At 40.8% G+C, this 26,905-nt stretch carries 21 protein-coding genes; 14 read left to right on the top strand and 7 right to left on the bottom strand.

Features of this window, described 5'->3' with window-relative positions:
- Nucleotides 1-281, bottom strand: a 281-nt coding sequence (locus AAEY87_RS13530) for a hypothetical protein (RefSeq protein ID WP_350657545.1), incomplete at its 3' end; no start/stop codon positions are given.
- Between the two features lie 647 nt (nucleotides 282-928).
- On the opposite strand from AAEY87_RS13530, the gene AAEY87_RS13525 reads away from it, so the two are divergent.
- The 9 genes from AAEY87_RS13525 to AAEY87_RS13485 all read left to right on the top strand — a co-directional run bounded on the left by AAEY87_RS13525 (nucleotide 929) and on the right by AAEY87_RS13485 (nucleotide 12,909).
- Complete coding sequence (locus AAEY87_RS13525; RefSeq protein ID WP_068328461.1) at nucleotides 929-2,413, top strand: dihydrolipoyl dehydrogenase; 1,485 nt, start codon at nucleotides 929-931, stop codon at nucleotides 2,411-2,413.
- A 119-nt stretch (nucleotides 2,414-2,532) separates the two neighbouring features.
- Nucleotides 2,533-3,720 carry a mechanosensitive ion channel family protein gene (locus tag AAEY87_RS13520; protein ID WP_350657544.1) on the top strand — a complete coding sequence of 396 codons (1,188 nt, stop codon included), beginning with the start codon at nucleotides 2,533-2,535 and terminating at the stop codon, nucleotides 3,718-3,720.
- A gap of 183 nt (nucleotides 3,721-3,903) precedes the next feature.
- The gene (rlmKL, locus tag AAEY87_RS13515; RefSeq protein ID WP_350657542.1) at nucleotides 3,904-6,210 is read left to right on the top strand and encodes a bifunctional 23S rRNA (guanine(2069)-N(7))-methyltransferase RlmK/23S rRNA (guanine(2445)-N(2))-methyltransferase RlmL; all 2,307 of its coding nucleotides are present in this window, start codon (nucleotides 3,904-3,906) and stop codon (nucleotides 6,208-6,210) included.
- 270 nt (nucleotides 6,211-6,480) lie between these two features.
- The gene (locus tag AAEY87_RS13510; protein WP_068036606.1) at nucleotides 6,481-7,056 is read left to right on the top strand and encodes a TerD family protein; all 576 of its coding nucleotides are present in this window, start codon (nucleotides 6,481-6,483) and stop codon (nucleotides 7,054-7,056) included.
- A gap of 240 nt (nucleotides 7,057-7,296) precedes the next feature.
- A complete protein-coding gene (locus tag AAEY87_RS13505) occupies nucleotides 7,297-8,364 on the top strand; it encodes a DUF475 domain-containing protein (protein WP_068036609.1) in 1,068 nt (355 codons plus the stop codon).
- 474 nt (nucleotides 8,365-8,838) lie between these two features.
- Nucleotides 8,839-9,414: a TerD family protein gene (locus tag AAEY87_RS13500; protein WP_068036612.1), complete on the top strand. Its 576-nt coding sequence runs from the start codon at nucleotides 8,839-8,841 to the stop codon at nucleotides 9,412-9,414.
- Nucleotides 9,415-9,606: 192 nt separating this feature from the next.
- Nucleotides 9,607-10,359: a TIGR00266 family protein gene (locus AAEY87_RS13495; protein WP_350657541.1), complete on the top strand. Its 753-nt coding sequence runs from the start codon at nucleotides 9,607-9,609 to the stop codon at nucleotides 10,357-10,359.
- Nucleotides 10,360-10,512: 153 nt separating this feature from the next.
- Entirely contained in the window at nucleotides 10,513-11,121 is a 609-nt protein-coding gene (locus AAEY87_RS13490) for a TerD family protein (protein WP_068036617.1), read from the top strand.
- A 354-nt stretch (nucleotides 11,122-11,475) separates the two neighbouring features.
- Nucleotides 11,476-12,909 carry a YfcC family protein gene (locus tag AAEY87_RS13485; protein WP_350657540.1) on the top strand — a complete coding sequence of 478 codons (1,434 nt, stop codon included), beginning with the start codon at nucleotides 11,476-11,478 and terminating at the stop codon, nucleotides 12,907-12,909.
- A 71-nt stretch (nucleotides 12,910-12,980) separates the two neighbouring features.
- Here AAEY87_RS13485 and AAEY87_RS13480 read toward each other — a convergent pair whose 3' ends face one another.
- The 3 genes from AAEY87_RS13480 to AAEY87_RS13470 form a co-directional block, all read right to left on the bottom strand.
- Nucleotides 12,981-13,718: a LytR/AlgR family response regulator transcription factor gene (locus AAEY87_RS13480; RefSeq protein WP_350657539.1), complete on the bottom strand. Its 738-nt coding sequence runs from the start codon at nucleotides 13,716-13,718 to the stop codon at nucleotides 12,981-12,983.
- 12 nt (nucleotides 13,719-13,730) lie between these two features.
- A complete protein-coding gene (locus AAEY87_RS13475; RefSeq protein ID WP_082787225.1) occupies nucleotides 13,731-15,479 on the bottom strand; it encodes a LytS/YhcK type 5TM receptor domain-containing protein in 1,749 nt (582 codons plus the stop codon).
- A 123-nt stretch (nucleotides 15,480-15,602) separates the two neighbouring features.
- Complete coding sequence (locus AAEY87_RS13470) at nucleotides 15,603-16,919, bottom strand: TerD family protein (protein ID WP_350657538.1); 1,317 nt, start codon at nucleotides 16,917-16,919, stop codon at nucleotides 15,603-15,605.
- A 271-nt stretch (nucleotides 16,920-17,190) separates the two neighbouring features.
- Between AAEY87_RS13470 and AAEY87_RS13465 the strand changes: the two genes are divergently transcribed.
- Nucleotides 17,191-18,318: an ATP-grasp domain-containing protein gene (locus AAEY87_RS13465; RefSeq protein ID WP_350657537.1), complete on the top strand. Its 1,128-nt coding sequence runs from the start codon at nucleotides 17,191-17,193 to the stop codon at nucleotides 18,316-18,318.
- Between the two features lie 168 nt (nucleotides 18,319-18,486).
- Here AAEY87_RS13465 and AAEY87_RS13460 read toward each other — a convergent pair whose 3' ends face one another.
- Nucleotides 18,487-19,227 carry an MHYT domain-containing protein gene (locus AAEY87_RS13460; protein ID WP_068036631.1) on the bottom strand — a complete coding sequence of 247 codons (741 nt, stop codon included), beginning with the start codon at nucleotides 19,225-19,227 and terminating at the stop codon, nucleotides 18,487-18,489.
- A gap of 125 nt (nucleotides 19,228-19,352) precedes the next feature.
- Nucleotides 19,353-20,057 (bottom strand): hypothetical protein, encoded by a 705-nt coding sequence (locus tag AAEY87_RS13455; protein ID WP_350657536.1) that lies wholly within the window; start codon nucleotides 20,055-20,057, stop codon nucleotides 19,353-19,355.
- Nucleotides 20,058-21,102: 1,045 nt separating this feature from the next.
- Here AAEY87_RS13455 and AAEY87_RS13450 point away from each other — a divergent pair.
- The 4 genes from AAEY87_RS13450 (at nucleotide 21,103) to AAEY87_RS13435 (ending at nucleotide 25,672) form a co-directional block, all read left to right on the top strand.
- Entirely contained in the window at nucleotides 21,103-22,383 is a 1,281-nt protein-coding gene (locus AAEY87_RS13450; RefSeq protein ID WP_350657535.1) for a phosphoribosyltransferase domain-containing protein, read from the top strand.
- Nucleotides 22,384-22,437: 54 nt separating this feature from the next.
- Entirely contained in the window at nucleotides 22,438-23,256 is an 819-nt protein-coding gene (locus tag AAEY87_RS13445; protein ID WP_350657534.1) for an HAD hydrolase family protein, read from the top strand.
- A 78-nt stretch (nucleotides 23,257-23,334) separates the two neighbouring features.
- The gene (locus AAEY87_RS13440) at nucleotides 23,335-24,525 is read left to right on the top strand and encodes a cysteine protease StiP domain-containing protein (protein WP_350657533.1); all 1,191 of its coding nucleotides are present in this window, start codon (nucleotides 23,335-23,337) and stop codon (nucleotides 24,523-24,525) included.
- A gap of 67 nt (nucleotides 24,526-24,592) precedes the next feature.
- Nucleotides 24,593-25,672, top strand: a complete 1,080-nt coding sequence (locus AAEY87_RS13435) for an HpcH/HpaI aldolase/citrate lyase family protein (protein WP_068036648.1) — start codon at nucleotides 24,593-24,595, stop codon at nucleotides 25,670-25,672.
- 234 nt (nucleotides 25,673-25,906) lie between these two features.
- On the opposite strand, the gene AAEY87_RS13430 is transcribed toward AAEY87_RS13435, so the two are convergent.
- The gene (locus tag AAEY87_RS13430; RefSeq protein WP_068036651.1) at nucleotides 25,907-26,719 is read right to left on the bottom strand and encodes an alpha/beta fold hydrolase; all 813 of its coding nucleotides are present in this window, start codon (nucleotides 26,717-26,719) and stop codon (nucleotides 25,907-25,909) included.
- Nucleotides 26,720-26,905 lie beyond the last annotated feature (186 nt).

Here is a 26,905-nt window from a genome sequence, read left to right as displayed (position 1 = left end):
CCTGCTGTACTAGAGCCTGCTGTACTAGAGCCTGCTGTACTAGAGCCTGCTGTACTAGAGCCTGCTGTACTAGAGCCTGCTGTACTAGAGCCGCTTGATGAACCACCTCCTCCACAACCGATGAGGAATAATGGCATAGAGGCTATGACAGGGTGTTGCATCTTAACCGGATAAAATCTCTTACTATCACTGGAATGTTTAAGATGAGTTTCTTTTAATGCGTTAGTAGGAGTCCATTCATTAATCGTAGATAAAGATGCTCTCTTGCCCACGTTTTCCATGCAATTGCCTTAAATAATAGGGTTTGATATGTTTCTTAATCTATATTCTCACTGATACACAGAAATCTTGATGCCATCTCTACCATGCTTAAAAAACGCAACTTATGGTCTTTTATTTCAATAAGTTAGAGCACAAGGCATTATATTGAATAAAAAAATCAGGTATTCTTTCGAATATCTGATTTTTTTCCAGACTGTCTTTTAACGTTAATTTGGTTTGCTATAATAAAAACGACATTTATATTTATGTCAGTAAAAAAAGATAAAGCACTTGATTAAAAATTGTGCAATTTGCATACCAAAAACCCATCTAGCTTCTTTCATTAATATGACTTGTTAGTAATATTTATTAACAAATTAGCTTGCTTATTTATGATAGACGGTGTTTTTTTACGATAGATGGTTTTATTTTGAGGTAAACAGTCATGTGGAAGTGACTGCAAAATTACTTTCGTTTAGCGTAGTTCCTATTCGAATCTAATGAACTAGTCAACATAGTCTTGAAAAAATGACTACACATTTTTGCAACAGCTTGCTACGTATAGATAGATGTATGACGTTAAGATAACCTTTAATATTGAAAGCTATTATTAAAAATAATCGACTACTGAAGTATTAATCTGAATACCTAATTAATTGAGGACAATATGAGCAAATCATCTAATGAAACCAATGGCAACGTCAATCGTAAGGTAGATGTGGCGGTGATTGGCGCTGGCACTGCGGGCCAAAACGCCTTTCGCCAAGCGAGAAAAACCAATGATAACGTTGTCATTATCAATGATGGATTTTGGACAACGACTTGTATCCAAGTTGGCTGCATGCCGAGTAAGCTATTAATTGCAGCGGCTGATCGTGCATACGAGGCCAACCATTCTGCAGATTTCGGTATTCATGCTACTGCTCAGATAGATGGCAAACGAGTGATGGAGCGGGTCCGTGATGAGCGTAACCATTTTGCCAGCTATATCAAAAAACAGGTCGAAGGCTGGCCTGAAGATAAAAAAATAGATGGCCGTGCTCATATCAATAAGCAAGGACTGATTGAGGTAAATGATGAGCTGATAGAAGCTGAGAAAATCATCGTCGCTACTGGTAGTTCAACATTCATTCCAGATGGCTGGGCTGATAGACTTGGCGATACCATGATAACCTCTGACACTGCCTTTGAACTTACCGACTTACCAAGATCCATGGCAGTGGTCGGTGCAGGTGCTATTGGGTTAGAGCTTGCTCAAGCATTTCAACGATTGGGCGTAGATGTAACAGTATTTAATCGAGTCAAACGGGTGGCTGGGCTTAAAGATCCTGACATTAGTAATAAAGCCATCGATTGCTTAAGTCGCGAATTAACGATGCATCTAGGCAGTAAAATCAATGATGTGGGTACCCAAGTAGCAGATAATGCTAAAGGGTCGATTGCTTTCATTGATTATGAAGATAGTGCTGGTCAGTCACAGCAATGGCAAGGTGAGTATGTACTGGTCGCAACTGGTCGCCGTAACAATATCGAGCAATTGGGCATTGAAAACCTAGGTGTTGAGCTTGATGATAAAAACCGCCCAAAACAACTAGATAAAAAGACCGGACAAATCGGTAATCTTGATGTTTATATCGTTGGTGACGCTAATGCGAATATCCCTCTATTACACGTGGCCAGTGATGAAGGGTATAGTGCGGGCAGTATGGTTTGTAAAAACGAAGCAGATGCTTATATACGTCCACCTGCTATTCCTTTTTCAATCGTTTTTTGCTCACCACAAATTGTCAACGTTGGCCTGTCTCTACCAGAAATCCAGCAAAATCCAGATCTTGAATATGTGGTTGGTAGCGTCAGTTTTGATAATCAAGGACGTAGCCGTGTGATGGGAGTCAATTGTGGCCTATTGCACATCTATGGTTGTAAAAAGACTGATAAAGTTCTAGGCGCTAGTATGGTTGGTCCTGATGCCGAGTATATCGGACATATATTAGCCACCGCGATTACCAATGATTTAAGCGTCAAAGCATTACTTGATACTCCTTTTTACCACCCTACTATTTTGGAAGGTCTACGCACTGCTCTACGCGATGTACAACATAAAATGAAAATACCTTATCAATCTCAAGATGCACAGGAAGATAGCTTTTAATCACCTGCTCGGTTACACTTTCAAATAAGAGATAGGCGTAGTGCCAGCCATGACTCAGGTCATGGTTGATCGGTATTAAGCTGACAGAATTTGAAACTTAACTTTGCATGGACAAGACGATGGCAATTGCTGGTATTACTGATTTTTTTCAAGAGATTATCCGTGACCTGCATACTAGCTTATATCTTGCTCTTGGTGGCTCAGTAGAGGAAGACTCTTTCGATTGGTCCTCTCAAGCGGTAGAGTTGGTTAGCACTGGCATCAAAATCCTAATACTGCTTGCGATATTAGGATTTTTTTATTGGCTGACCATTTATATTATTAAACACAATAAAGCACGCTTTCGCTTTAATGAGCGCCGTAACAATATTGCACGTTCAGTGCTGCGTTACATATGGGTGGTTGCCAGCTTAATCGCAATTATGAGTCAGATTAACTTTGAGCCAAGTACTGTCAAAGCTACAGCAAAAGCCAGTACTTGGGCGGGTATCTACTATATATTATGGGCATCATCGGGACAAATTATTCATAGAGTATTGCAACATTATGGCCTTAATGCTTCTATTGAACAGCTACTTAAGAATATTTTATCTGTACTGATTTGGGTGCTGGGACTGGCTAGCGTCATGGCACAATTTGGCTTCGATATTGTGTCGCTGGTGGCTGGTTTGGGCATCGTTGGCTTGGCGGTTGGCTTTGCTGCCCAGTCAACGCTAGCCAACTTTATCGCTGGTATTACTATTTTGCTTGAACAATCATTTCAAGTTGGCGACTGGATTAATATCAACGACCAAGAAGGACGCGTTGTCCTGATTTCGCTGCGTACAACCCATATCTTAACTCGAGATAACATCACCGTTATTATCCCAAATTCCAATGTAGCCTCGTCCGAGGTTACCAACCTAACTTCCAAAAACTTTATACGATTTGATATTCGTATGCGTATTGCTTTTGAGGATGATATTGACACTGCACGCAAGGAAATCTTGCAAGTACTTACTGACACCGATGTAGTACTCAGTCGTCCTGAAACTTCAGCAACAGTAGCGGAGATTGGCGAATACGGAGTGTTTTTTATCGTGCGTTTTTGGGTTAAGCCAGCCGCCGTGGCTCGTATGCCCAAAATTAAAGAAGGCCTACAAGAAGATATCAAGCGCGCTTTTGATGCCGCGAATATCTCAACCCCCTACCCTCATATGCGTTTACTAATGCCAAAAGACGTCGATTATCCTATCGCTACTAAACCCTTTGCGACCACGACTCAGATCGTATCAGAAGAAGTTTCAATGACAAAGAATGATAAGTAACGATATTAGAGTGTATGAATTTTTTACATCTCAAACACAGCCTTTTAAACCAAGTATTTTTGGGTTAAGAGCTTTTAAACATAACCACTTTAAACCATCCTATCTTGAAATATGGTAAAATTACTGGTTAAACATCTTATTGTATGATGTGCATTACTTATTAATTTAGCCACAGGTATCCGTATGACCGAAACAACCTCGCCCGCATCTTCAACAGCTTCTTCGCCAGAGTTGTCGCTTGACCTTATCATTACCTGCGCCGATGGGCTTGAGGCACCGCTACAAACTGAGCTGACAAGCTTTGGGATTGCAAGTGACATTAAAAGTACAGGTCGTCTGACCGTTACGGGTACGTTACGTGATCTCTATACGATTTGCCTCTGGTCACGGGTGGCCTCGCGAGTATTGATGTTAATTAAACGCAAAAACATCAATACTGAATATGATGTGGCTGAGCAGCTTTACGGTCTGGCAAAATCGGTCAACTGGACTGAGCAATTTAGCTTAGAGCAAACGTTTGCTATTCGTCTATCTGTCGATAAGCGCGTTGCCGTCAGTCAGCAGTTTGCTATGCTGCGTATCAAAGATGCGATTGCGGATACTTTCAACGAAGTTTACGACAGTCGTCCTAACGTTGATAGTAAAAACCCAGACTTTTCTGTGTTTGCAACTGTCAATGATAAACAAGCTGAGCTGTATCTAGATTTATCAGGTACCAGTTTGCATCGCCGTGGTTATCGCGTGGCAATGACAGAAGCGCCATTAAAAGAAAACTTGGCAGCGGCTTTGCTCTACAGCGCAGGCTGGCATAAGAAAAACGACGCTGGCAATGCGCCTTTCTATAATGCTTTGGTCGATCCGATGTGTGGCTCTGGAACATTTATCATTGAAGCGCTGCTCATGCATTGCGATTATGCGGTTGGTATCGATAAAGCCGCCAATCAGTTTGGCTTTTACCAGTGGCAACATCATGATGATGCATTATGGCACCAGATGATTGATGATGCCCAAACACGCTTCCGAGAAGCCTTAGCAATCGCTAACGAGCAGCCAGATACCCTACCGCTAATTTTGGGTTTTGATGCGGATAGTGGCGCAATTCTCGCGACAGAAAAGAACCTGATTGCTGCAGGTTTGCAAGATTTGCTGCCGCTACTTGACCTTGAGACTCGCGCCCTCGATCAACTAAGTACTGTTCTAAAGCCGCTGGCCGACGATGGTAGATTAAACAATCCTTTAATCATTACTAACCCACCTTATGGTGAGCGTTTGGGTGATGAAGAAATGATTAAGCCGTTATATCAAGCATTAGGGCTTATCTTACAAGATAGCTTTGCAGGTAGCGGTGTCGATCCGATGCTTGGCATATTGGCCTCAAATGTCGAACAGGTTGATATCTTACCGATTAAAGAACCAAAAACGTTACGTTGTCATAATGGTGCTATCACTGTTTATTTCCGCTATGGCATCCTGATCGCTGGGCAAACGGGCAATCTCGTTAGTCGCTTTGAGAAGCGTGAGATTGAAGTGGAAGATGGACAGGACTTTATTAATCGCTTGCAAAAAAATCTTGCCAAACTTAAAAAGCTCGCCAAAAAAGACAACGTGAGCAATGTGCGTGTCTACGATGCTGACTTGCCTGACTTCAAAGTCGCTATCGACTTATATGGCGATTATGCACACGTGCAAGAATATGCACCGCCTAAAACCATTCCACCTGAAACTGCTAAGAAACGCTTTAATTTGGCGTTAATGGGTATTCGTGAAGTGTTCGACATTAACCGCGAACAAATCTTTATCAAAACTCGTGCGCGTCAGTCTGGTAATGACCAATATAGCAAACAAGGCAATGTCGAAAAGCGTGGCAAATTTTATGTCGCTCGTGAAGACGGCGCGTACTTTTATGTCAACTTCACTGATTATCTCGATACAGGTCTTTTCATTGACCATCGCAATATGCGTGCGCGTATCAAAGACAACAGTCGCGGCAAAGCAGTATTGAACTTGTTTGCTTATACTTGTACAGCGAGTGTGCACGCAGCATTGGCTGGTGCTAAAAAAGTCACCAGTGTTGATTTATCACAGAATTATCTAGATTGGGGCAAGCAAAACTTTGTGCTTAATGGTCTGGACGTTAGTCGCAGCAAATATCAATTTGTAGCTGCTGATATCTTTGAGTGGATTAAAGACAATACTGAACAATTCGACATTATCTTTATTGATCCACCGACCTTTTCGAACTCTAAAAAGTTCCAAGGTACTTTTGATGTGCAGCGCGACCATGCTGCTCTCATCAATCGTGCAATGAATCGCTTAACCTCCGATGGCGTATTGTATTTTTCTAACAACTTTACCCGCTTTGAGCTGGATGAGCAGTTGACCGAACGTTACGATATTATCGATATTACCCAAAAAACAATTGGCTTTGATTTTAATGTCAAAAAACCGATTCATCAAAGTTTTGAGATTCGTCACCGTCAGAGTTTATAAGGCAATAGACAATTGAAAATAGTAATCAAAGCAGTTTAAGCCGCTAAATTTTAGGTTTTATAGTCAATTTTATATTAAACGCAACAATGACCTAATCTGCTTTGATTGGGTCATTTTTTGTTGTTATGATAGAGCGTTATTAAGCGTTGGTCTTGCGCCAGTTTTGGCTCAACATCGCTTTTTCTTGCACAATCTTAATCTCAAATCTCTCAACAAAACGTTTAACTTCCCCTAATAACTTTAATTTAACCTAATAACAAGGACAATCCCATGGCTTTATCACTTAATAAAGGCGGTAACTTATCGCTAACCAAAACTGACCCAAATTTAACCAAACTGCTTATCGGTCTTGGTTGGGATGAGCGCGCAACTTCTGGCGCTGAGTTCGATCTCGATGCCAGTGTCTTTTTGCTAAGCACGGCTGGCAAAGTACGCGGTGATCATGACTTTATCTTTTATAACCAGCTTAAGTCTGACAATGGCGCGGTTGAGCATACTGGTGATAACCGTACTGGCGAAGGCGATGGTGATGATGAACTCGTCAAAGTAAACCTGACGCAAGTACCTGCTGACGTTGATAAAATCGTCGTAACCGTTACTATTCATGATGCTGCTGCTCGTAGTCAAAACTTTGGCCAAGTAGCGAACGCTTTTATCCGTGTGGTTAACGAAGATACAGGTACTGAAGTCGTACGTTTTGATTTAGCAGAAGACTATTCTGTTGAGACTGCCATGGTATTTGGCGAAGTTTATCGCCATAACGGTGAGTGGAAATTCCGTGCCGTTGGTCAAGGCTACTCAGGTGGCTTACAAGCGATGTGCCAGCAATATGGTGTTGATATCTAAGTTAGTACTTAAACTGATATTAGAATAGTTATCACATCCAAAATATGAAGTAGCTACTTATCAGCTATCAATATTTAATATAGTTGCGAAACAGTCACAATTATTGTTAGCCAAACGACTAGTAATGCTTTATGTTTCGTTTAAAATTATGCATAAAAAGTGGTTAGCAATAGCCGCTTTTTTGTGGTTAGTGTCTATAATAGGCCGACCTTAGCTTTACGCAACCAGACAGGATGTGTCATGAGACATTTTTATTTAGACTTTATCTTCACGGCCATTGCCTTAGCGGTAGCGGCGTGGTGGGGATATTCACATGGCGGTATGGGCGGCTTGATTGCCACCCTATCTATTACTGCTATTTTGGCCGTCATGGAGATTTCATTATCATTTGATAATGCGGTGGTCAACGCCTCAGTCCTTAAAGGCTGGGACGAATTTTGGAAAAAGATTTTCTTAACCGTTGGTATTTTAATCGCGGTATTTGGTATGCGCTTGGTCTTCCCTATTGTCATCGTCGCGGTTACCGCTGATCTTGGCATGATGGAAGTAATCAACTTAGCCTTGTATAATCCTGAAGAATACTCAGCAAGATTAATGGCACATCATGCTGAAATCTCAGCATTTGGTGGTATTTTCTTATTGTTGGTCTTCTTAAACTTCGTATTCGATGATAAAGACGTGCACTGGTTTGAGTGGCTTGAGAGTCGCTTGGCTAAACTCGGCAAAGTCGATGCTATGAGCGTATTCGTCGCCCTTATAGTCTTAATGATTGCCGTAACATGGGCCAGTGCAGAGCAAGCTTCTGCGGTATTAATCGCTGGTGTTTGGGGTATCCTAGTTTACCTTGGCGTACAGGTTATATCTGGTATGCTTGAGGGTGATCTTGAAGAAGATTTAGAAAACGAAGAAAGTGGCTCAGGCGCAGCGGCGACTAGCGCTATTATGAAAGGTGGTATTATCGGTTTCTTATACTTAGAAGTCCTTGATGCCTCGTTCAGTTTCGATGGTGTTATTGGTGCATTTGCTATTACCAATGACGTTATTGTCATTATGCTAGGCCTTGCTATTGGTGCGATGTTCGTGCGTTCTATGACCATCTTCTTAGTAGATAAAGGCACGCTTGATGAGTTTATCTACCTTGAGCATGGTGCACATTATGCTATCGGTGCATTAGCAATTATCATGCTACTATCGGTGAAATTCCATGTGCCAGAGATTATTACTGGTCTTATTGGTATTGCCTTTATTGGCTGGGCATTGCTTGCCTCACTTAAGTACCGTAAGGAAGAAGCGAAATCTATCACTTGATGTTAGTTGGACATTAAATATAACTCCACTTAATTTAAATTGATATCGAACTAACAACAGGCTATACCAAACGTATTGGTATAGCCTGTTTTCTTTTTTGGGTAAATTTTTAATATTTCTTGCATTAATACTTTTATAAAATTATTTGTCATTTTATTATGATGTTTTCTACGCAATTTGCGACTATTGATGAATTTACTTTTTGATAACAATGTCTTAACGACTATTGCTGGGATTGTTAAAAAGTATCAGAGATGCATGATTATTATGTCCCTTAGTAAGCATATGGTAAGCTCACAAAATTCGCCTTGCTTAGTGGGCAAACGCTTAGTATAGTAAAACGTAATGATATGCAGGACGTGGCGTGCAGGTAAATATACTTACTGTTTGCTCTTACGGATAAATTACTGCATTATTTTTAGCTCATTTGTTCAAAACCCAATCCACTCAATTATTAATCTAAAGGATATTTATATGGCTATTAGCTTAACGAAAGGCGGCAACGTAAACTTATCAAAAGAAGCACCAGGTTTAACCAATATTACTGTTGGTCTTGGCTGGGATCCACGCGCTACTGACGGTCAAGAATTTGACTTAGACGCTATCGGCTTTTTGGTTAATGAAGCAGGCAAAGTCCGTAATGACCAAGATTTCATCTTCTTTAACAACTTAAAGTCAGACAATGGCGCAGTTGAGCATACTGGTGATAACCGTACTGGTGAAGGCGATGGCGATGATGAAAAAATCAAAATCAACCTTGCTAGCATTCCTTCTGATGTCAGCAAAGTAGCTATCTGCGCTATCATTTATGAAGGTCAAAACCGTAATCAAAACTTCGGTCAAGTGGCTGAAGCTTATATTCGTGTCGTAAACGACAATGGCGATTCTGAAATCGCACGCTACGACCTATCAGAAGATGGTAGTACTGAAACTGCGATGATCTTCGGTGAATTGTATCGTCACAGCGGCGATTGGAAATTCCGTGCTGTTGGTCAAGGCTTCAGTGGTGGTCTTGGACCATTAGCAGCCTCTTATGGCGTAAATGTTTAGTTTTTGACTCTAATCGTTTATAAGTACAAGAGTTCAGTCGGATAGCTGATTGCACTCTATATAAGCTATCAAGTGTGTTAAAAGCACTTGATAGCTTTAAAAGTAAATGGACATTGAAAATTTTATTTAAAGACTAGTGTTTAAAAATAAATCTTAAGATAAACCTAGAACTAGAACAAGGATTTGCTACCCATGACTGCCACGTTTAGCCTAATCGGTACCATTGAGCCATTTTTGCATTGTAACCTTAAAAAAGGCGATTCGATTTATTGCGAAGCTAATGCAATGGTGATGATGGAATCCAATCTTGAGCTTAAAGGTAAGTTGCAAGGCGGCTTGGTGCAGTCATTAATGCGCCGTTTCGCTAATGATGAATCACTTTTTCAGCAGCAGATTGAAGCGGTCAATGGTGAGGGCGATTGTTTGCTTGCGCCTACCCTAGACGGTGATATGCAAATTATTGATGTTGGCAAGCAGCAATACACGTTGAGTGACGGTGCTTTTGTTGCCGCACAAACTGGCGTGGATATCAGAGCGAACATCCAGCGCAACCTTGGCGGAGCTGTATTCGGTGACACTGGTGGCTTTATGGTTATGCAAACCCAAGGGCAAGGTCAGGTCGTGGTATCGGGTTTCGGCTCGCTATTTGAGATTAACGTAACTCCAGATAAAGACGTTATCATCGATAACGGTCATGTCGTCTGCTGGGATTCAAACCTAGATTATAAGCTGTCGGTTTCTACCAGTAAGAAAAAAGGTATCATGAGTAACATTATCAATTCGGTCACCAGTGGTGAAGGTATGGTTTTGAACTTCTCAGGTACAGGTAAGGTTATCATCTGCTCACGCAATCGGGACAGCTATCAAGGTTGGCTACAAAGCATCTTGGGTACTAGCTCAGGGGGTCGCGGCGGTAGTGGTGGCTTTCTAGACAATATCTTATAACTAAATTTTTAAACTATTCCACTCACAATTATTATAATACCATTCACAAAAACTAGAGTAGCGAGGAAAACGAGTGCAAGTACTACGTCTTGTAGACTAAGCAAGTTTGACACAGCTAATCATATTTTTTGGAGCTGGTATAAGGATCTTATCATGGCAGTTAGTTTACAAAAGGGTCAAAAAATATCCCTAAGCAAAGAAGCTGGTGGCAACCTTACCCAAGTGAAGCTAGGTCTTGGTTGGGATGTCGCACAAGGACCTCAAGACAAAAAAGGCGGCTTCTTAGGTAAGTTGTTTGGCGGCGGCACTGGCGGCGACTCTATCGACTTAGATGCTTCATGCATTATGTTTGATAGCAATAAACAGCCCGTCGATGCTATTTGGTTCAGTCAGCTTAAATCAAAAGATGGCAGTATCGTTCATACAGGTGATAACCGCACTGGCGATGGTGACGGTGATGATGAAGTAATCAACGTTGATCTGTCAAAAGTACCTGCTGATGTGGTGTCATTGGTCTTTACCGTTAATAGCTTTACTGGACAGACGTTTGAAACAGTAGAGAATGCATTTTGCCGTATCGTCAATGCTGATAATAACTCAGAAGTAGCACGCTACAACCTATCTGCACAAGGTAGTCATACGGCAATGGTTATGGCAAAAGTATACCGCCACAACGATGAATGGAAGATGCATGCTATTGGCGAAACCGCTTCTGGTCGCACGTTCCATGATTTGATGCCTGCTATTACACCGCATGCATAAATAGATCGCTATTATAGTAGCGTATAGAATGTCAAAAAAGCCCAGTTATTTATAATAGCTGGGCTTTTTAATTTGCAAATTATTAATATTAAATTAAAGCTCTTTGATTATTTCTCTCTACTTCCTCTTTCTACCACACTTATCAGCTAAAACTTCAATAGGAGGTTTTATCACTCTCCTGATAACTTCTAAATAGCATAGAAGTGTGCAACTCGTTACTCATAATGTACAACTGGTCACCTATATGCTCATCTCGTACGTCTCACGACACTATAAGCCGTTTCTATATTACAGTTTAGTTTCTATTGAAAGATACATCACATTCTCTAAAACGGATTATTTGGAGTAAACGGCATGTCAAAGAACAAAATTGATAATACAGATTTAGTGAGTACGCAAAAGAAAAAATTTGAGATGCCGCATATTTACGTCATATTATTTGTATTTAGTGCTATTGCAGCTATTCTTACGCACTTTGTACCCTCTGGCAAATACGACCGAGTTCTTGGGCCAGAAGGTAGAACAACCATTGATGCCACGTCCTACCATCTTATAGAGCAAACTCCAGTTGGTGTCACCGAATTTCTAACTGCCGTGCCTAGAGGTCTTATCGATGCAGGTGAAGTCGTGTTCTTCACATTTATTATCGGTGGTATGTTTATGGTACTTAGAAGAACAGGAATTATCGAAGTTGCTGTTGATAAGCTAGCTCGAAAATTTGCAAATAACGGCTTGCTATTAATAGCAGTACTAACAACAACATTTGCTTTTATTGCCACATTAATTGGTACACCGGAATTATCATTAGTATATATTCCAGTCATTATGCCCTTAATTATTGCCTTAGGATACGACTCGGTAACGGCTGCTGCAATTGCACTATGTGGAACTGGTGCTGGTTTTAGCGCCGGTGTGCTCAACCCAATCAATACGGGGCTTGGACAAAAGTTATCTGGACTACCAGTCTTCTCAGGAATGGGATTACGTTCAATCGTATTCGTTTTAGCAGTCACTACAGTTATTTTCTTTATTATAAGATATGCAAAGAAAGTTAAAAACAATCCATCTAAAAGTTACGTCTATGAAGAGGACAGTGAAAAGAGAATAGAGTTTAATCAAATTGTCGGCGGTACTGCTCTTACCATGTCATTTCGTCAAAAGCTAGCTGCATACGCAATGCTTATTCTATCCGTAGTACTAGTATACGAAGTACTTAAGCAGGGTTGGTTCATGGTAGAGATGTCCGGACTATTTGTCATCATGGGCATCGTAGTTGGAATGATTGCTGGTCTTAAGCTTACTGAAATATGTGATGGGTTTAACCAAGGCTTTAAAGATGTATTGATGGGAGCATTCATTGTTGGCTTAGCTCGTGCAGTTGCTGTAGTCTTAGAAGATGGCAATGTTATGGACACAATTGTACATTCTTTAGGCGTATTAGTTGGAGATCTACCTCCTGAGCTTGCAGCTGTTGGCATGTACTTTGTTCAAACAGCAATTAATTTTGTGATCTCTTCTGGTAGTGGACAAGCCCTTGTTACTATGCCTATTATGGCGCCACTTGCTGACCTTGTAGGTGTAACTAGACAGACTGCAGTTCTAGCCTATCAACTTGGTGATGGCTTTACTCATGTTCTTTTCCCAACTAGTGGATATTTTATGGCAGCATTAGTTATCGCTGGTGTTCCTTATCAAAAGTGGTTACGCTTTTTCTTACCTATTTTTGCAGTTTGGGCCATGATTGCCATTGGCGCGCTAATTATCGCTCAGATTATTGGTTGGTCATAACTGACAATGAGATAATCTCATTCACAAATAAGAGGGATAGAGGTTTCCTACATCTATCCCTCTTATTCATATTATAATCCAAGCGCTTTTTTGATTGCTTTAACGTACGAGCGACTTACCGAGATTTTAGAGCCATTTTTTAGTACAATTAAATAAGTTCGATTGAACCAAGGCTCTAAAACTGCTATTTGTTTGATATTAACGATATAGCCTCTATGCACTTGGATAAAATTATTACCAAGTTTTTCCTTCATTTTATAAAGTAAGGTATCTGTTAGGTATTTTTTTTCTAGGGTTTGAATATAAGCTTGACGATTTTCAGTACCAATATATAGAATATCTTTAGTATCGATGACAATGATTCGATCATTTTCTTTTACTGTAATGCTATGTTTTTTCTCTTTATTTATTGAGGGTACGAGTTCAACATTATTCTCTAAATGAGACGTACTATTCAAGTTTGCTAACTTGTCCACCGTTTTTAGTAGCCTGACTTTATCAATGGGCTTAACGATATAATCTATAGCATCAAGCTCAAAGGCGTCTAATGCGTACTCACCATAAGCAGTTACGAATACAACCATAGGACGTTTTTTCATATTGTTAAATTGCTTTGCAAGATCAAGGCCGTTACCATTTTCAAGTTCTATATCCAAAAACACAGCGTCGGGTTGCTTCTCATTAATATCCCATAACGCCTGATGCGTGTCTTCTGCCTCACCGATCACTTTTATCTTCCCTGTATCATGTAGAAGATAAATCAGCTCTTGCCTAGCTAATATCTCATCCTCAATAACATACACATTCATCCGCATTCTTCCCTAATCTTTAGCTGGCAATATAATTGAAACACAAGTTCCTATACCAATATCACTATCTACACTAAAGCGGACCTCTTGATTATACAATGCTGTCAGTCGTTCTTTTATATTAAAAAGTGCAGTACCACTTCCATCTTTAGACGAGGTTACAACACGCTCACCTAAATCCACTATTCGGTTTGATTCAATACCAACGCCATTGTCAGATACTTTGATTGAAATTAAGATCTCTGATACTTTTTTAATTTCAATACAAACCGCACCTTTTACTTGTAACCTTTTAAATCCACCATGCTTTATCGCGTTTTCAACTAAGGGTTGAATGATAAATGGAGGAATAAGATAATCCATTAAATCAGAATCTATCTCTATACGCATCGCAAACTTGTCTGGAAAGCGAGCTTGCTCAATAGCTAAATAGGCCTGTACATTATCCATTTCTTTATGGATAGGGACCAAAAAATCGCCAATACCTGTCAAATTATTTCGTAAATAAGTTGATAAATGTACTAATAGATTTCGCGCCAGCATTGGATCAATTCTACATAAAGCGACGATAGTATTAAGAGCATTAAATAAAAAATGCGGTTGCAGTTGGGATTGTAGTGATTCGATTTTTGCACTTTGTAGTAGTTGGTTATGACGCTCAATCTCACCAAGCTCTAACTGATTTGAGAACAGCTTCCCTAATCCTTCGATCAACTCTTTTTCGACGGAAGTAATGTGTGCTGAGCTTCTATAGTAGAAGCTAAGGGTACCAATTACCTTATTTTTTACGCAAAATGGGACTACCACAGAAGCTCTACTATTAGGTTTATTCGAAAACAGCCATTTTGACTTTGATTCATTTAATACGGATTTGCCCGTTGCTAAAACTAACTTACGCGAAATCAAATCTTCTTTATCATTTCTCTTTTGATTGGTTACTTCTCCAGTATAAGCCAGTTCACGTAACCCTCTAGTAATCGCTACATGCTCTACAGCAGTTAATTTTTTAATAATTTCTGTACTTTTTTTAGCCGAGTTTTCATTCAAACCCGATCGAAATAAGGAAAAGGTTTGATCAGCAATTGAGAATGTTTTGACCGTTTGATTTGCTCTCGTTCGCTCTTCTTCTTGTATGGCATTATAAAAAATCATCGCACAAATCCATATACCAATACTATTTATAATGATAATTGGGGGACCTGTAAAACTAATTAATGTAAGAGCAGCAGTATGATCGGCAGTTAAGACTGGAATGACTAAAATTTGAATGGTTAAAATAACAATACTAATAAAAAACATATATTTGGGCTTGATTAAACCTACTCCGCGCCACTTATATCCAAACCATCCTGCAAGGCAACCGCCTAAAATAGATACCCAAAAAGTAGCGCTGCTGATAAAGCCACCCATTAGTAAGCGATGAGCTCCTGCAATTAGAGAGGCTCCTACACCAACTATCGGACCTGCAAAAAACCCACCGATAATGATGCCAATATTTCGTGTGTCCACTACTGCATTGTTTGATTGAAGAGTAGGGTTCCATAAATCAGATATAATGGTATGGTTCCCTGGTTCTACAACAAGGGCCGTATAATTACCAATTACTCCAAACATACCGAATATCATGGTTAAGAAAAATAAGTCAACTATTCCAACTCGGTGGTAAATCATTTTTCTAAAGATAGATAGTCTAGTTATCAAAAAAGCAATAGTGATAATAAGGGTCATTCTTGATAGCATTTGTGTCAGTATTTCCCACATCGAACTCTCTCATTTCTATAGTGGATATAAACCTTTTAGCACATAAGAATCAACCTAATAATTACCATCAGATTTTTCACTAGACCGCAATCATAACTGGTATGTCAAGTAAAGCTGAAGCGCCTACTTGCGCCCACGCTTCCAACTAAATCCCCAGTTAAAGGCTTTGTCCATTTCTTGATGGCCTTTAAAATATTGGTTAATACGCTCAACATTGATACTACCTTGCTGGTTGACCAAACGTGCAATACCGCACATCGGCAAATTGCCTGTCCCTTCCGTTAATCGTGTTTCGATGGGTGGCTGATCTGGCACATGAATGGTCACTACCCCATCCGTTTGCGCCCAGTTCGGTGCACCTTCGTAGATAAAAGCAAAGATGAATACTTCCTCAATCTGTGACCACTGTTGACCATTAATATCAAGCCACTCACCGCCGCTGACTTGTCCGGTTCTATCATCAGCACGTAACAACACATAAGGCGCTGATTGTAGATTACCGAAGCGATTTCCCAAGGCTTGAATCAGTGTTTTTTCGCCATTTTTCAGATGAATCATTGCACCAACGTCGAGATCAATACCGCCTTTACCATGCTGCTTAAATAAATCGCCTAGCAAGCCTTTTTTAGGCGCTTGCTTGTCAATATTTGGGCGTTGATTCCAGTTTAGATTTACAGATATTTTGCCAAAATCATCGCGTTTTTTAAGATTAATACTAGATTGGTTTTTGGTTAAAGTAATCTTACTTAAATTGATTGAAGGGCTGGTGGAGCTTGTAGGAATCGGTGGTGGTGTATTTGCTTTATTTGCAGAACTGCCCGCTTTTTGCGTGTTAATAGGTCTTTGGGTATTGATAGGTTGTGACTGACCCTGTGACTGGTTTTGAGCTTGACTTTGCGCCTGACTTTGAGCTTGGGACTGAGTCGGCGCTTCATCAGCAATCTCAACACCGAAATGCTCAGACAACGGTTTAAGACCACCTTCAAAACCTTGAGCGATAAAGCGAAACTTCCAGCTACCCTGTCGACGATAACATTCGGCTAAGATAATTGCTTTTTCATTACGTCCAGCGCTACTGAGTTGGCAAGTCATCAATATTTGGCTACCTTGCAGCACTTGAATATCTACATCGCCGACTTGAGCCAGTGTCTGCGCGCTAGAAAACGCAAGGGCAATCTTCTCAATACTCGCGGGCTGCGCAGGTAAATTAATATCAAAAAACCCATCACTATCATGACCTCGGAAACTCACGCTACCATCATCGCTACGCGTCTGTCCATAAAATATCATGTCACCATCGCCGCGTACTTTACCTTCACTTGTTAGGCGATAAGCGGCACAATCGATAGCATTTTGGCTTAAAATTCTGATACTGATATTATCAGTTGGTAGTGGTGCATTAGCACCTGCAACCAGTTTTTGAGATTGGGCTTGACTCATAATATATCCTTTGAATTACTTATTATCTCGTTTTGTTTATTGTATTAACTATCGTCATATAGTAGCACGGATATTACCAGAGTTTTAATAAGCAAACTGGCTGAATAAACAGTCAACAAACCGCCTTACAAATCCTTGATACTATTTCATCAGGAGCATTTATAACTGCTGGCAGTTGTATATAATGGAGCATACGATAAGCAACCACTCTTTGATAATTATCTCGATTTATCTAACTACCTATAAAATTTATTACAATGCTGAGAGAACTATGGATAACCCTGAAAACACCAATCATAATACAACAGTAGCCGCTTGGTTAGCTGAAGGTCAATCCAGCCAGCGTGATATGTTAGCAAGCTTGCAATCCCTAAAAACCAAATCTGATACGCCATTTAATATCATTGCGTCCCATCGCCACAATAGACCTGAGATTTTTGAATTTGCTGATAGTGTTTATCTTGAGCCATCTGTAACTCCCCTAGATGATGATGAGCAACCGATAACCGAAGCTATTATTCCACGCTGGCAATTTGTACTGGAACAAGCCAAGCAGCATAATGTGAAAGTGCTACTTACGGGGCGTAATGGTATCGACTATGAGGCGCAGCGCGAAGCATTTAGTGCGGCTGGTATTCGTCTATTGACAGGGGCAACCAGTGTAGCAGCATTAGAGTCAATCGATGACAAGTTTGCCTTTATGCAGCATTGCCATGTGCATGATATTCCAGTTGCAGATGCGTGGCGTTTTGATAATGTCGTAGAGCTTAAGGCTTTACTTGCTAAACACGGTCATCAGCCCTTATGTGTAAAGCCAGTCACTGGTATCTTTGCACAAGGATTTTGGCGACTTGATTCAGGTAAAGAAGAGGGTGAGACCTACGATAGCTTTGAGCATTTGTACTTTACCGAAGAGAAAAAGATCAATACCGACCAGTTTTTGAATGCCTATACTAATAGCCAAATGATACACGAACGCCCTGTCCCAATGCTGTTGATGCCTTACTTATCAGGGCAAGAGTATTCTATCGATGTCGTGTGCGAATATGGTGAAGTCTTAGCAGCAATCACTCGCCATAAAACCGGTAAAATCCAGCACATCGGCTATGAGCGTTCAGTTATGGATGTCGTCATTCCATTGATTAAAGTTTTTGGCTGCGATGGTATCGTCAGTGTACAGACTAAGGCAGATGATGCTGGCCAGCAGCGCGTCCTTGAGATTAACAGTCGCCCATCAGGTGGTATTGGCTATACGACTCACAGCGGTGTAGACTTAACGCAAGTAGGATTTTCCTATTGGTTAGGCTTAACTGAAAAACCTGATTTAGATGATATCATCCAGAAGATTACACCTTGTCAAGTACGCTCCATTATGACAAGTGTCATGATCGATGATTAGATGATTACTTAAATTATCCTAAAAGTAGTGAGCTACAGCATCTAAAGGACTGAGCAGATTTTTTAAACAGTCAGGCACAAAAAAGGTTTTTAGATATAAATCTAAAAACCTTTTTTTATGGCTTTCTTCACTCAGCTGTAGGAGTGATGATGGCTTATAATTAGATAGTTACTCGCCAAATACTAGAGTTGCTTTCTTAGGTGCGTTATAAGAAGCAGCGGCCCATAGCAAGCTCAGTACAATTACCGAACCTACAAAGATAGTAAGCGATGAAGTAAACGCGCTTGAATTATTATAACCCATAGACATCATTTCACCTGTATGAGTCATCTCCATAGCCGCCATACCAGTATAGTGCATACCGCAAACTGCTATACCCATGATGAACGCGCTACCAAAACGTTGTAGATTTCCACGTAGGTTAAATGCCAACCACAGTGCTGCAATAGCGGCTACGATAGCAATAACAATTGAGGCAATTAAAAGTGTCGTGTTGTACGACATAGTTGCATCCATCTGCATTGAAGCCATACCAGTGTAATGCATCGCTGCAACGCCGAGACCCGTTAGTGTACCGCCGCCTAACAATTTGGCAATGCTTGGTGTACCACGGCCTACGATAATAATTCCAACTGCAACAAACACAATTGCAAGCAACATAGAGACAATTGTCATACCGATATTATAAGTAACAGGCATCTGCATATCGACTGCCATCATACCAATGTAGTGCATTGACCAAATTGCGCCACCAATAGCAATTGAAGATAGCGCTACCCAAAAATATAAATCTGATCCTGGTTTTGCAGCTGGAACCCGAATAGCAAGGTTTAAACCAACATAAGAACCAAATACTGCTATCGCGTATGAAACAAGCACCAAAAGCATGTCATATTGAACTTCAATCATTTTTCTACCCTTCATATTTAATAAAAACTGAGCATAAGACAACGCTGGTTTGGTTGAACCGAGGTGCTTAATACGTTTACTATTTATTGTTCATAGGAATTGAATTTCCTATGAATGATTACTTTCTATCTAATGCTAAATTCACAAATATTGGTACTACCAGATCCGCAACTGGTTTCCTCAACGCTCGCTCTCCCTACTGCAGGGTTGGCCGTCAAGAATCCTTCTATATAACCTACAACAAAGTGGCAACCTGAATGATTGGTATCTGATGGACCACAAAATGGACATCTAATTAATGTGATTACGTTCTCATCTGCTTTCACTTTAGAAAATGCTTTTAATGCTGGGACAAGCTCTCGACTAATCGCCGCCGATCTTTTTAACGGGCTACCAAGAGCATAGTCGCGTTGGTAAATACCGCCGCCGACCTTGCGACCCAATTCATGCAATGCAGCAGCACGCTTATCACTTGTCAAACTTTCTTCATATTGTTTGACGACATCAACTATATTTGGATACTGCGCTCCGATAGCCGCTAGAATAGCTTTCTCATCTAACGCTTTTTTATTCGGTGCTACCGTTTCTTCGTCTTCAGAAATTTCTAGGTTGAACAATGTACAACCGGCAATAGAAGATAAGTCATCGACTAAATCAGCTTGCGTTTTGGATCCCTGACTTCTGGCAACCACATAAATAATGTTTCCACCATTTTCTGATGGTTCTTGTTTCTGCGATACTAGTTGATAACCTGCTTTAATAAGAGGTGAAATAACGTTGACTAGGCGAATGCGTTCAGACGACGTTTCCAATGCGCAAGAAAATTTCAAAGACCACTCCTTTTTCTGAAAATATAGCTAGAATTTTCTAATACCAAGCTATTTAAACAAAGCTGATAATTAAAATAAACCGCATACGATTATTTATAGAATCGTCCCGAATTTATTATACTATTTATTTAATATTTACAATATGTAATTAATGATAATATTGTAACTTATATTTTGGATGAATTTTTGTCGCATAATCGTTATTGGACCACAAACCTATACTTCTTACATATCAACTCTATGCTCTTTACCTATTAATTAGCAGTCGTTTATTTATTTCCATAAGTCCAAAAAACAAATAACTTATCGGCAACATAAAACCAGTAAGATACACTAAATTACCAATAATATCAGTATCTTAAATAATTTCTTCTTAACGGTTACTTATATGACAACGAAAAGTAAACTAGAAAACAAAGGTAAAAATCCTAAGTTTAAAAATATAAATTTTGTTTCCTTCTTTATCATTGAGAAACTATAACAGTACTGAGTTCTCAGAAGGATTTCGTCAGCATTATTACTCAAGGTATACACACTAGCAAGTCTTAACGCGATATCGTCCGATAGAGGGTGATATCATCCGATAAATGACATTGAGATAGTGACATACATGATTAAAGTCAGAATAGGAGAGAGATTTTCGTTTAAAGGTCATAGCTTAAATAGCGTTTTTATTTGACTTAATTTTTGTTGGATAAATCTAGTTGAACTATGGCTGAACTGACTTGTTACCCAGTCTAGTGAAAGTCCAACTATCACGTTATTCATGATCAACGAATATTGCTTTAGGCTTCCTACTGTCGGGAGTCACTACAAGTCTTTTTGTGACTATTCATAAAATATGCGCTATATGACGAAATTTCAGTTATTATCTGCGCTATTAGCGAACGCTTAAATCGTTTCGGACAACTCGTTTGGTTGGTCATTCATGACAGCTACACCTCTGACTACACTATAATTAAGCAAGCAAAGCCGCAGCACGTTATGGCTGTTGTAATTGATAGAATTTATAACTATACAAGATCAAAAGTACAAAGGAATATTAATGTCAAATAAGCAACACAGCACCACTATTAACTTACCGCGAGGTAATCTTGATCTCACCTATCAACTTAACGATACTTCAGGTAGTAAAGCGACTTATCAACTAGAAGAACTATTGAGCTTTGCGCAACGTATAAACCCCAAACGCGCATTTCTATTCGTCTCAAAAGTCTTAGGTCGTCATATTCCAGTCGCACCTAGTACCATGCGCAGTGCTTTTACTGATTTGGCAAATTTAGTACCTAATGATTTACCCGAGCCGATTTTGGTCATTGGTATGGCAGAGACTGCCGTTGGGCTATCTGCTGGTGTGCATCAAGCGCTACAAACGCGCTATCCGAATGCACTACTATTAAACTCTACGCGTCATGCGCAACATAGTGGCAATAATGACAAAAGCAGCGACTCTTTGTTGACCACTTTTAGCGAAGACCACAGTCATGCCAGCCAACATTTAATTTATCAAAGCTCTGATAAAGTCACCCAAGAGCAATTACTTGCTAGCAAGACGCTTATTATGGTCGATGATGAAGCCTCAACGGGCAATACTTGCGTCAATGTCGTGACTGCCCTACGTAATGCTGGACTCGCACAATTAGAGCAAGTACATCTCACCACTTTGGTTGATTGGTCCCTAAATCAGAATCAGGGTACAGCTGATGCAGACGATACAATATCTACACGCCTACCTAATATCGACTTTTATCGTCATCACCTATTATCTGGTGCATGGCAATGGACGGATGCACCCAACCCTGAGCCGATTACTATGCCGTCGGTTGATACGACTGAGGCTGGCAGTCAACCATTAGGCAATACTGGTAATTGGGGACGCTTCCCAACGCTAGATAGCACAGATGGATTTAATAATTATTTAGCGAAGTTTCAATCCGCATTTACCCGTTTTAGTGGGCAAGCACCGTTTGATAAAGAACAACTGCCTGAGCGTATTTTAGTATTGGGTAGTAATGAGTTTGTGTGGGTGCCGTTCTTATTAGCAGAATGGCTAGAGCAGAATACTGGCTCACAGAACAATAGTCATAGCGATAGTCAAACAGTGAAATTTAGCGCTTTGACACGCTCACCCATTGCCCTTGGTGGCGCGATTACCACTATGCTAAGCTTTCATGATAATTACGGATTGGGCATGACCAATTTTGCTTATAACGTTGAACCTAGCGATTGGGATTTGATTGTGCTATGTGTAGAAACGGCTGCTGATAGCGTGGATGACATGTGGCAAGGGTTGGATAATGTGTTGGTGGTGAGTCCATCGATTTAACTTAGCCACTAAGCCACTATCTGATTTTCAAATCCATTATGTACGGACACTTTTATGACCACCCCTTTCTTCAAGAGCAACCCCGAAATCATCAAACCCTACGCGCTCATGGATTTAGACGATACCCTATTTCAAACGCAGCGTAAGATCGACGCTTGGGATTTACCTACCGCTGAATCTGAAAGCTTAGTCTGCGCCACGGTAAACAAACAAGCCGAACCATTAAGCTTTATGAGTCAGCGTCAATCGTCATTCTTTAATTGGTTGCTTGCTAGCACTGAGTTAATAGTAGTTACCGCGCGTGATCGTAGTGAAATCAAACGTGTAAAGCTACCTTTTGACAGCTGGCAAGTTTTGACTCATGGCGCGATTATTTTAACAGCTGATGGCGAACTATTAAGCGCATGGCAACAGCATATGTATGAACAGCTAAGTCCTTTGCAAGACAAACTTAACCAGCTGAGCCAATTATTCGCGGGTCACAGTAGAAACGATAACAGTCAGCTGGTATTTACACCGCATATTGATAATTTTAATAATGGTTCTGTTAATGAAGAGCTGACCATTTATCTAGCTATTAAACATGCGCAAAAAGACCATCAAGCGTTAGTCGAACTAGCCAAAAAGCTACCTACATTAATACGTGATTTTGATCAGGATTTTTATGTGCACGTCAACGCCAACAATCTCGCGATACTGCCACATGCGGTTCATAAGCATCATGCAGTAAAGTTTTTATTAGACCATCATTTAGACAGTCAACGTCCGAGTTTTGGCTTTGGTGACAGTCTGGCAGATTTACCTTTTCTGCAACTGCTTGACTGGTATGGTATGCCTAATCATGGTCAACTGCACGACAATCTTAACTCTTAATAATTTTCGGCGCTTAACAACTCTCAAATATCAATAATTATAATAACGATAGCAGCTTATACGAGTAAAAAACCTCCTATGACCACTCCCAATATTCAAAAACTCGATAAATACGGCTCAGGCAGTTATCTTGCCAGCGATGTAACAGTGCTACTCGATATCGTTGATAAAGACGCGGTTGCAGACGTGCCGGTTAGCCAAAAAGAAGCGCTTATTCAAAGTGGCCAGCGCCATTATTCAGACATGCTGACCTTAGAGAAAGCACCGTCAGCCATGCATGAGCAATTATACGCGCAGGCATTAGAGCAAGGCACAAATAGAACCGCGACGGATATCGCTAACTTGGCTTATACGCTACACCATACTTTTCAAAACCCTCTAAATGAAAGCACCATTAATGTTAAGCGCCCACTAGTACTAGTTAGCTTAGTACGAGCAGGTTTGCCAGTTGGAGTATTGCTGCAGCGTGCGTTAGCCGATGCCGATAGCGACTACTCTCTGCCCAGTGTGCATTACGGTATTAGTATCATTCGTGATCGCGGCCTTGATCCAGTCGCGTTACAGATGATATTGGATTCTCATCCAAACAGCCCCATCGTATTCGTCGATGGTTGGACAGGTAAAGGCGCTATTTATCAAGAGCTTGCTCATAGCTTAGAGCCTTTTAGCAACCCTAGCCATCCAAATTTTGCCAATATTTTTCATCAAGGAAAAGACGCTATCCCGCTACTTACACTCGCTGATCCAGCGGGCGTAGCATGGCTAGCTGCTAGTGAAGAAGACTGGTTGATCCCATCAGGTTTATTAAATAGCACGGTGTCGGGATTGATTTCACGTAGTCTTTATACTGAGCCGCAATCAGGTCTACATCGCAGTGTTTTTTATGATAATTTAGTAGAAGCAGATCATAGCTTAGCGTTTATCGATCATATTGATACAGCACGACGTGCATTAACGATACCTTTGCAACGTTTGCCAACATTTAAGCAGCCGCGCTATCAGACTGCTGATTTAATAGATAAGCTAGCTGCAGACTACAATATCACCAATCGTAACCGCATCAAGCCGACGATTGCAGAGGCGACACGCGCCATATTACGCCGCGATCCCGAGCGCATTCTACTGGCTACTGCCGAGCATCCCGATACCGTGTTATTGCGACATTTATGTGCGCAGCGAGATATTAATATTACTGTGTTAGGTGCTAAAATACTCCCCTATCAAGCCATCACTCTTATCAAGCAACGCACAACAGACAGCCAATCATAAGTAGGATAAGCGTCCAACGCTTTTGTCCCTGCACTATCATTCACTACTATTTACGATAACATCTACTATGTCAGAAAAAACGTCCAGCCTTTATAATTATACTCAGTCTTATGAACACCTGATCACTGAGCGTCATGCTATGATCAAGCCGCATACCCATCACCCTTATCAACTTGGCGCTAGCCTTTATATGCCAGCTACTCGCCAAGACATTTGGCAAGTCATTAAGCGTGACAAATTACCGACGATTAATAGCATTATCATTTGTTTAGAAGACGCGGTTAGCCATAGTGATGTTGAGTTGGCACTCGAGCGCTTGCAGGTACTGCTCCATACGTGGTCGGCACATGTTAATAGTATTAATGAGCCGACCAGACAAGCTAATCTTCAATCAGAGCAGCAATCAAAGCAGCAAAACCAGCAGCCGACGCGACCATTGGTCTTTGTACGCCCACGTAATCCGGCCATGCTACAGCAGCTAGCAGATTTTGCTCACATTGATCTGATTGATGGCTTCGTCATGCCTAAAGTCGATATGTATAGCTTATCCAATTGGCGTATGGCCTGTCAGAATGTAAGTACTGACCAGTTATTGATGCCGACCTTAGAGACTGCAGCCCTATTCAACCCGCATCATAATCAAGAGTTAGCGATTGGCTTTAAAGAAGCCTTTAGTCAGCCAGTCTTTGCCCTACGTATCGGTGGCAATGATCTGTTTGCCGCGCTGCGTTTGCGCCGTCCGAAAGACAGCATTGTCTACGATACTCCGATTGGTACTCTTGCCTATCAGTTACTTGGCTGTTTTGTACCGCATGGTTTTTATCTAAGCGCGCCAGTCTTTGAATATTTAGACCAGCCAACGCTATTTATGCAAGAGCTGACTCGCGATGTGAGCTTAGGTTTGGTCGGAAAAACCGTTATTCATCCAAGTCAGATTGCTTTGGTACAACAAGCTTACTGCGTGCCCCTTAGTATGCTAGATGAGGCGCAAGCGATACTCCATAGTGAAGCGAAAGCTGTATTTAAATATAATAATACGATGTTAGAGCCTGCCACACACCGTGCTTGGGCGCATGAAGTGGTCAATCGTGCAGAAGTGTTTGGTACGATTAACGATGGTAATAGTGACTATAAAGCGCGCTTATAATCAATCCTAAATAAAACTGGCACGCTCTATGCCACAGGCTGCTGGTATTAATTTCCCTTGCGTACTATGCCTACGCCGACAGAGGCTGCGCGAAACTAATACCAGCAGCACTGTACCTATTTTAAAGTATGTTAACTACATAAAAGACGCAATTGTAAAAGTCATATATTAATTTTGCAAAAAAAGCCGATATTCAATCAATGATAGCGGCTTTTTTATTCAAACTTTGAAATCCTACACACAGCACTCTAGAAAATTACTCATCACTGTATTTACTTGCTCAGGCTCTTCCATGGTCGCAGTATGACCAGCTCGCTCAATGACAGCAAGCTTCGAGCCTTTAATCGCAAAATGCATCCGCTCAGACTTGGCATATGGCGTCGCTGCATCTTCATCACCGACCACTATCAATGTCGGCGTCGTGATACTTCCCAGCTGATCATAAGTCCCCTTGCGCTCAATGACGCCCATCGTGGCCCTGGACACACCAACCTTATTATTGCCTTGTATCTGTGCCAGCCAATCTTTGCATTCAGATTTGCGCGACTTGTCTGCTAAGAAGCTACTGCCAAACATAATTGGCATAACCTTTTTACTGACTCGCTTCATACCTAGCCAACGAATCGCTGTAATCAATTTGCGATATTGCGGTGCAGACTTAGGATCTTCAGGATCAGATGACGTTTCTAACAATATCAATGAAGACAACAGCTCCGGGCGACTTATAGCGATACGTTGCCCGATAAATCCACCCATCGATAAACCTACAAAATGGCAACTATCAATGTTAAGGGCATCAAGTAGCGCGATAGTATCATCGGCTAAAGTGTCCATATCATAGCCGGACTTAGTAATCTGCGACTGTCCCTGCCCGCGAAAATCAAAAGCGATGCAGCGATACTCATCTTGAAAGTGTGCTACCTGCTTATCATACATTCGTGTACTCCACAGCAGGCCATGGGCGAACACCATTACAGGTTTACTCTGATCATTAGGTGCACTGTCTTCGTAATAAATATTCGCATTGTTGATTTGAATATGAGGCATAGAAACTTCCTTGTCTGATAATTATTTATAAGTAAAAAGCGATTAGCTCGTTTGTGAATGACTTTTTGGTACAAGCGTAAATGCTTTAGCATAAGACATAAAATATTTAGGGGCTGTCCTAGATAACTAGTTCAGTTCCTTTTTAACCCATTGTTTTAGCTGACGTAATTGACGTTTCGGATCACT

Origin of the sequence: Psychrobacter sp. S1-30-MNA-CIBAN-0213 (assembly GCF_040309845.1) — a bacterium.
Lineage (GTDB): Bacteria > Pseudomonadota > Gammaproteobacteria > Pseudomonadales > Moraxellaceae > Psychrobacter.
Note: the sequence above shows the minus strand (reverse complement) of the source record. Positions and strands in the feature narration are given on the sequence as shown.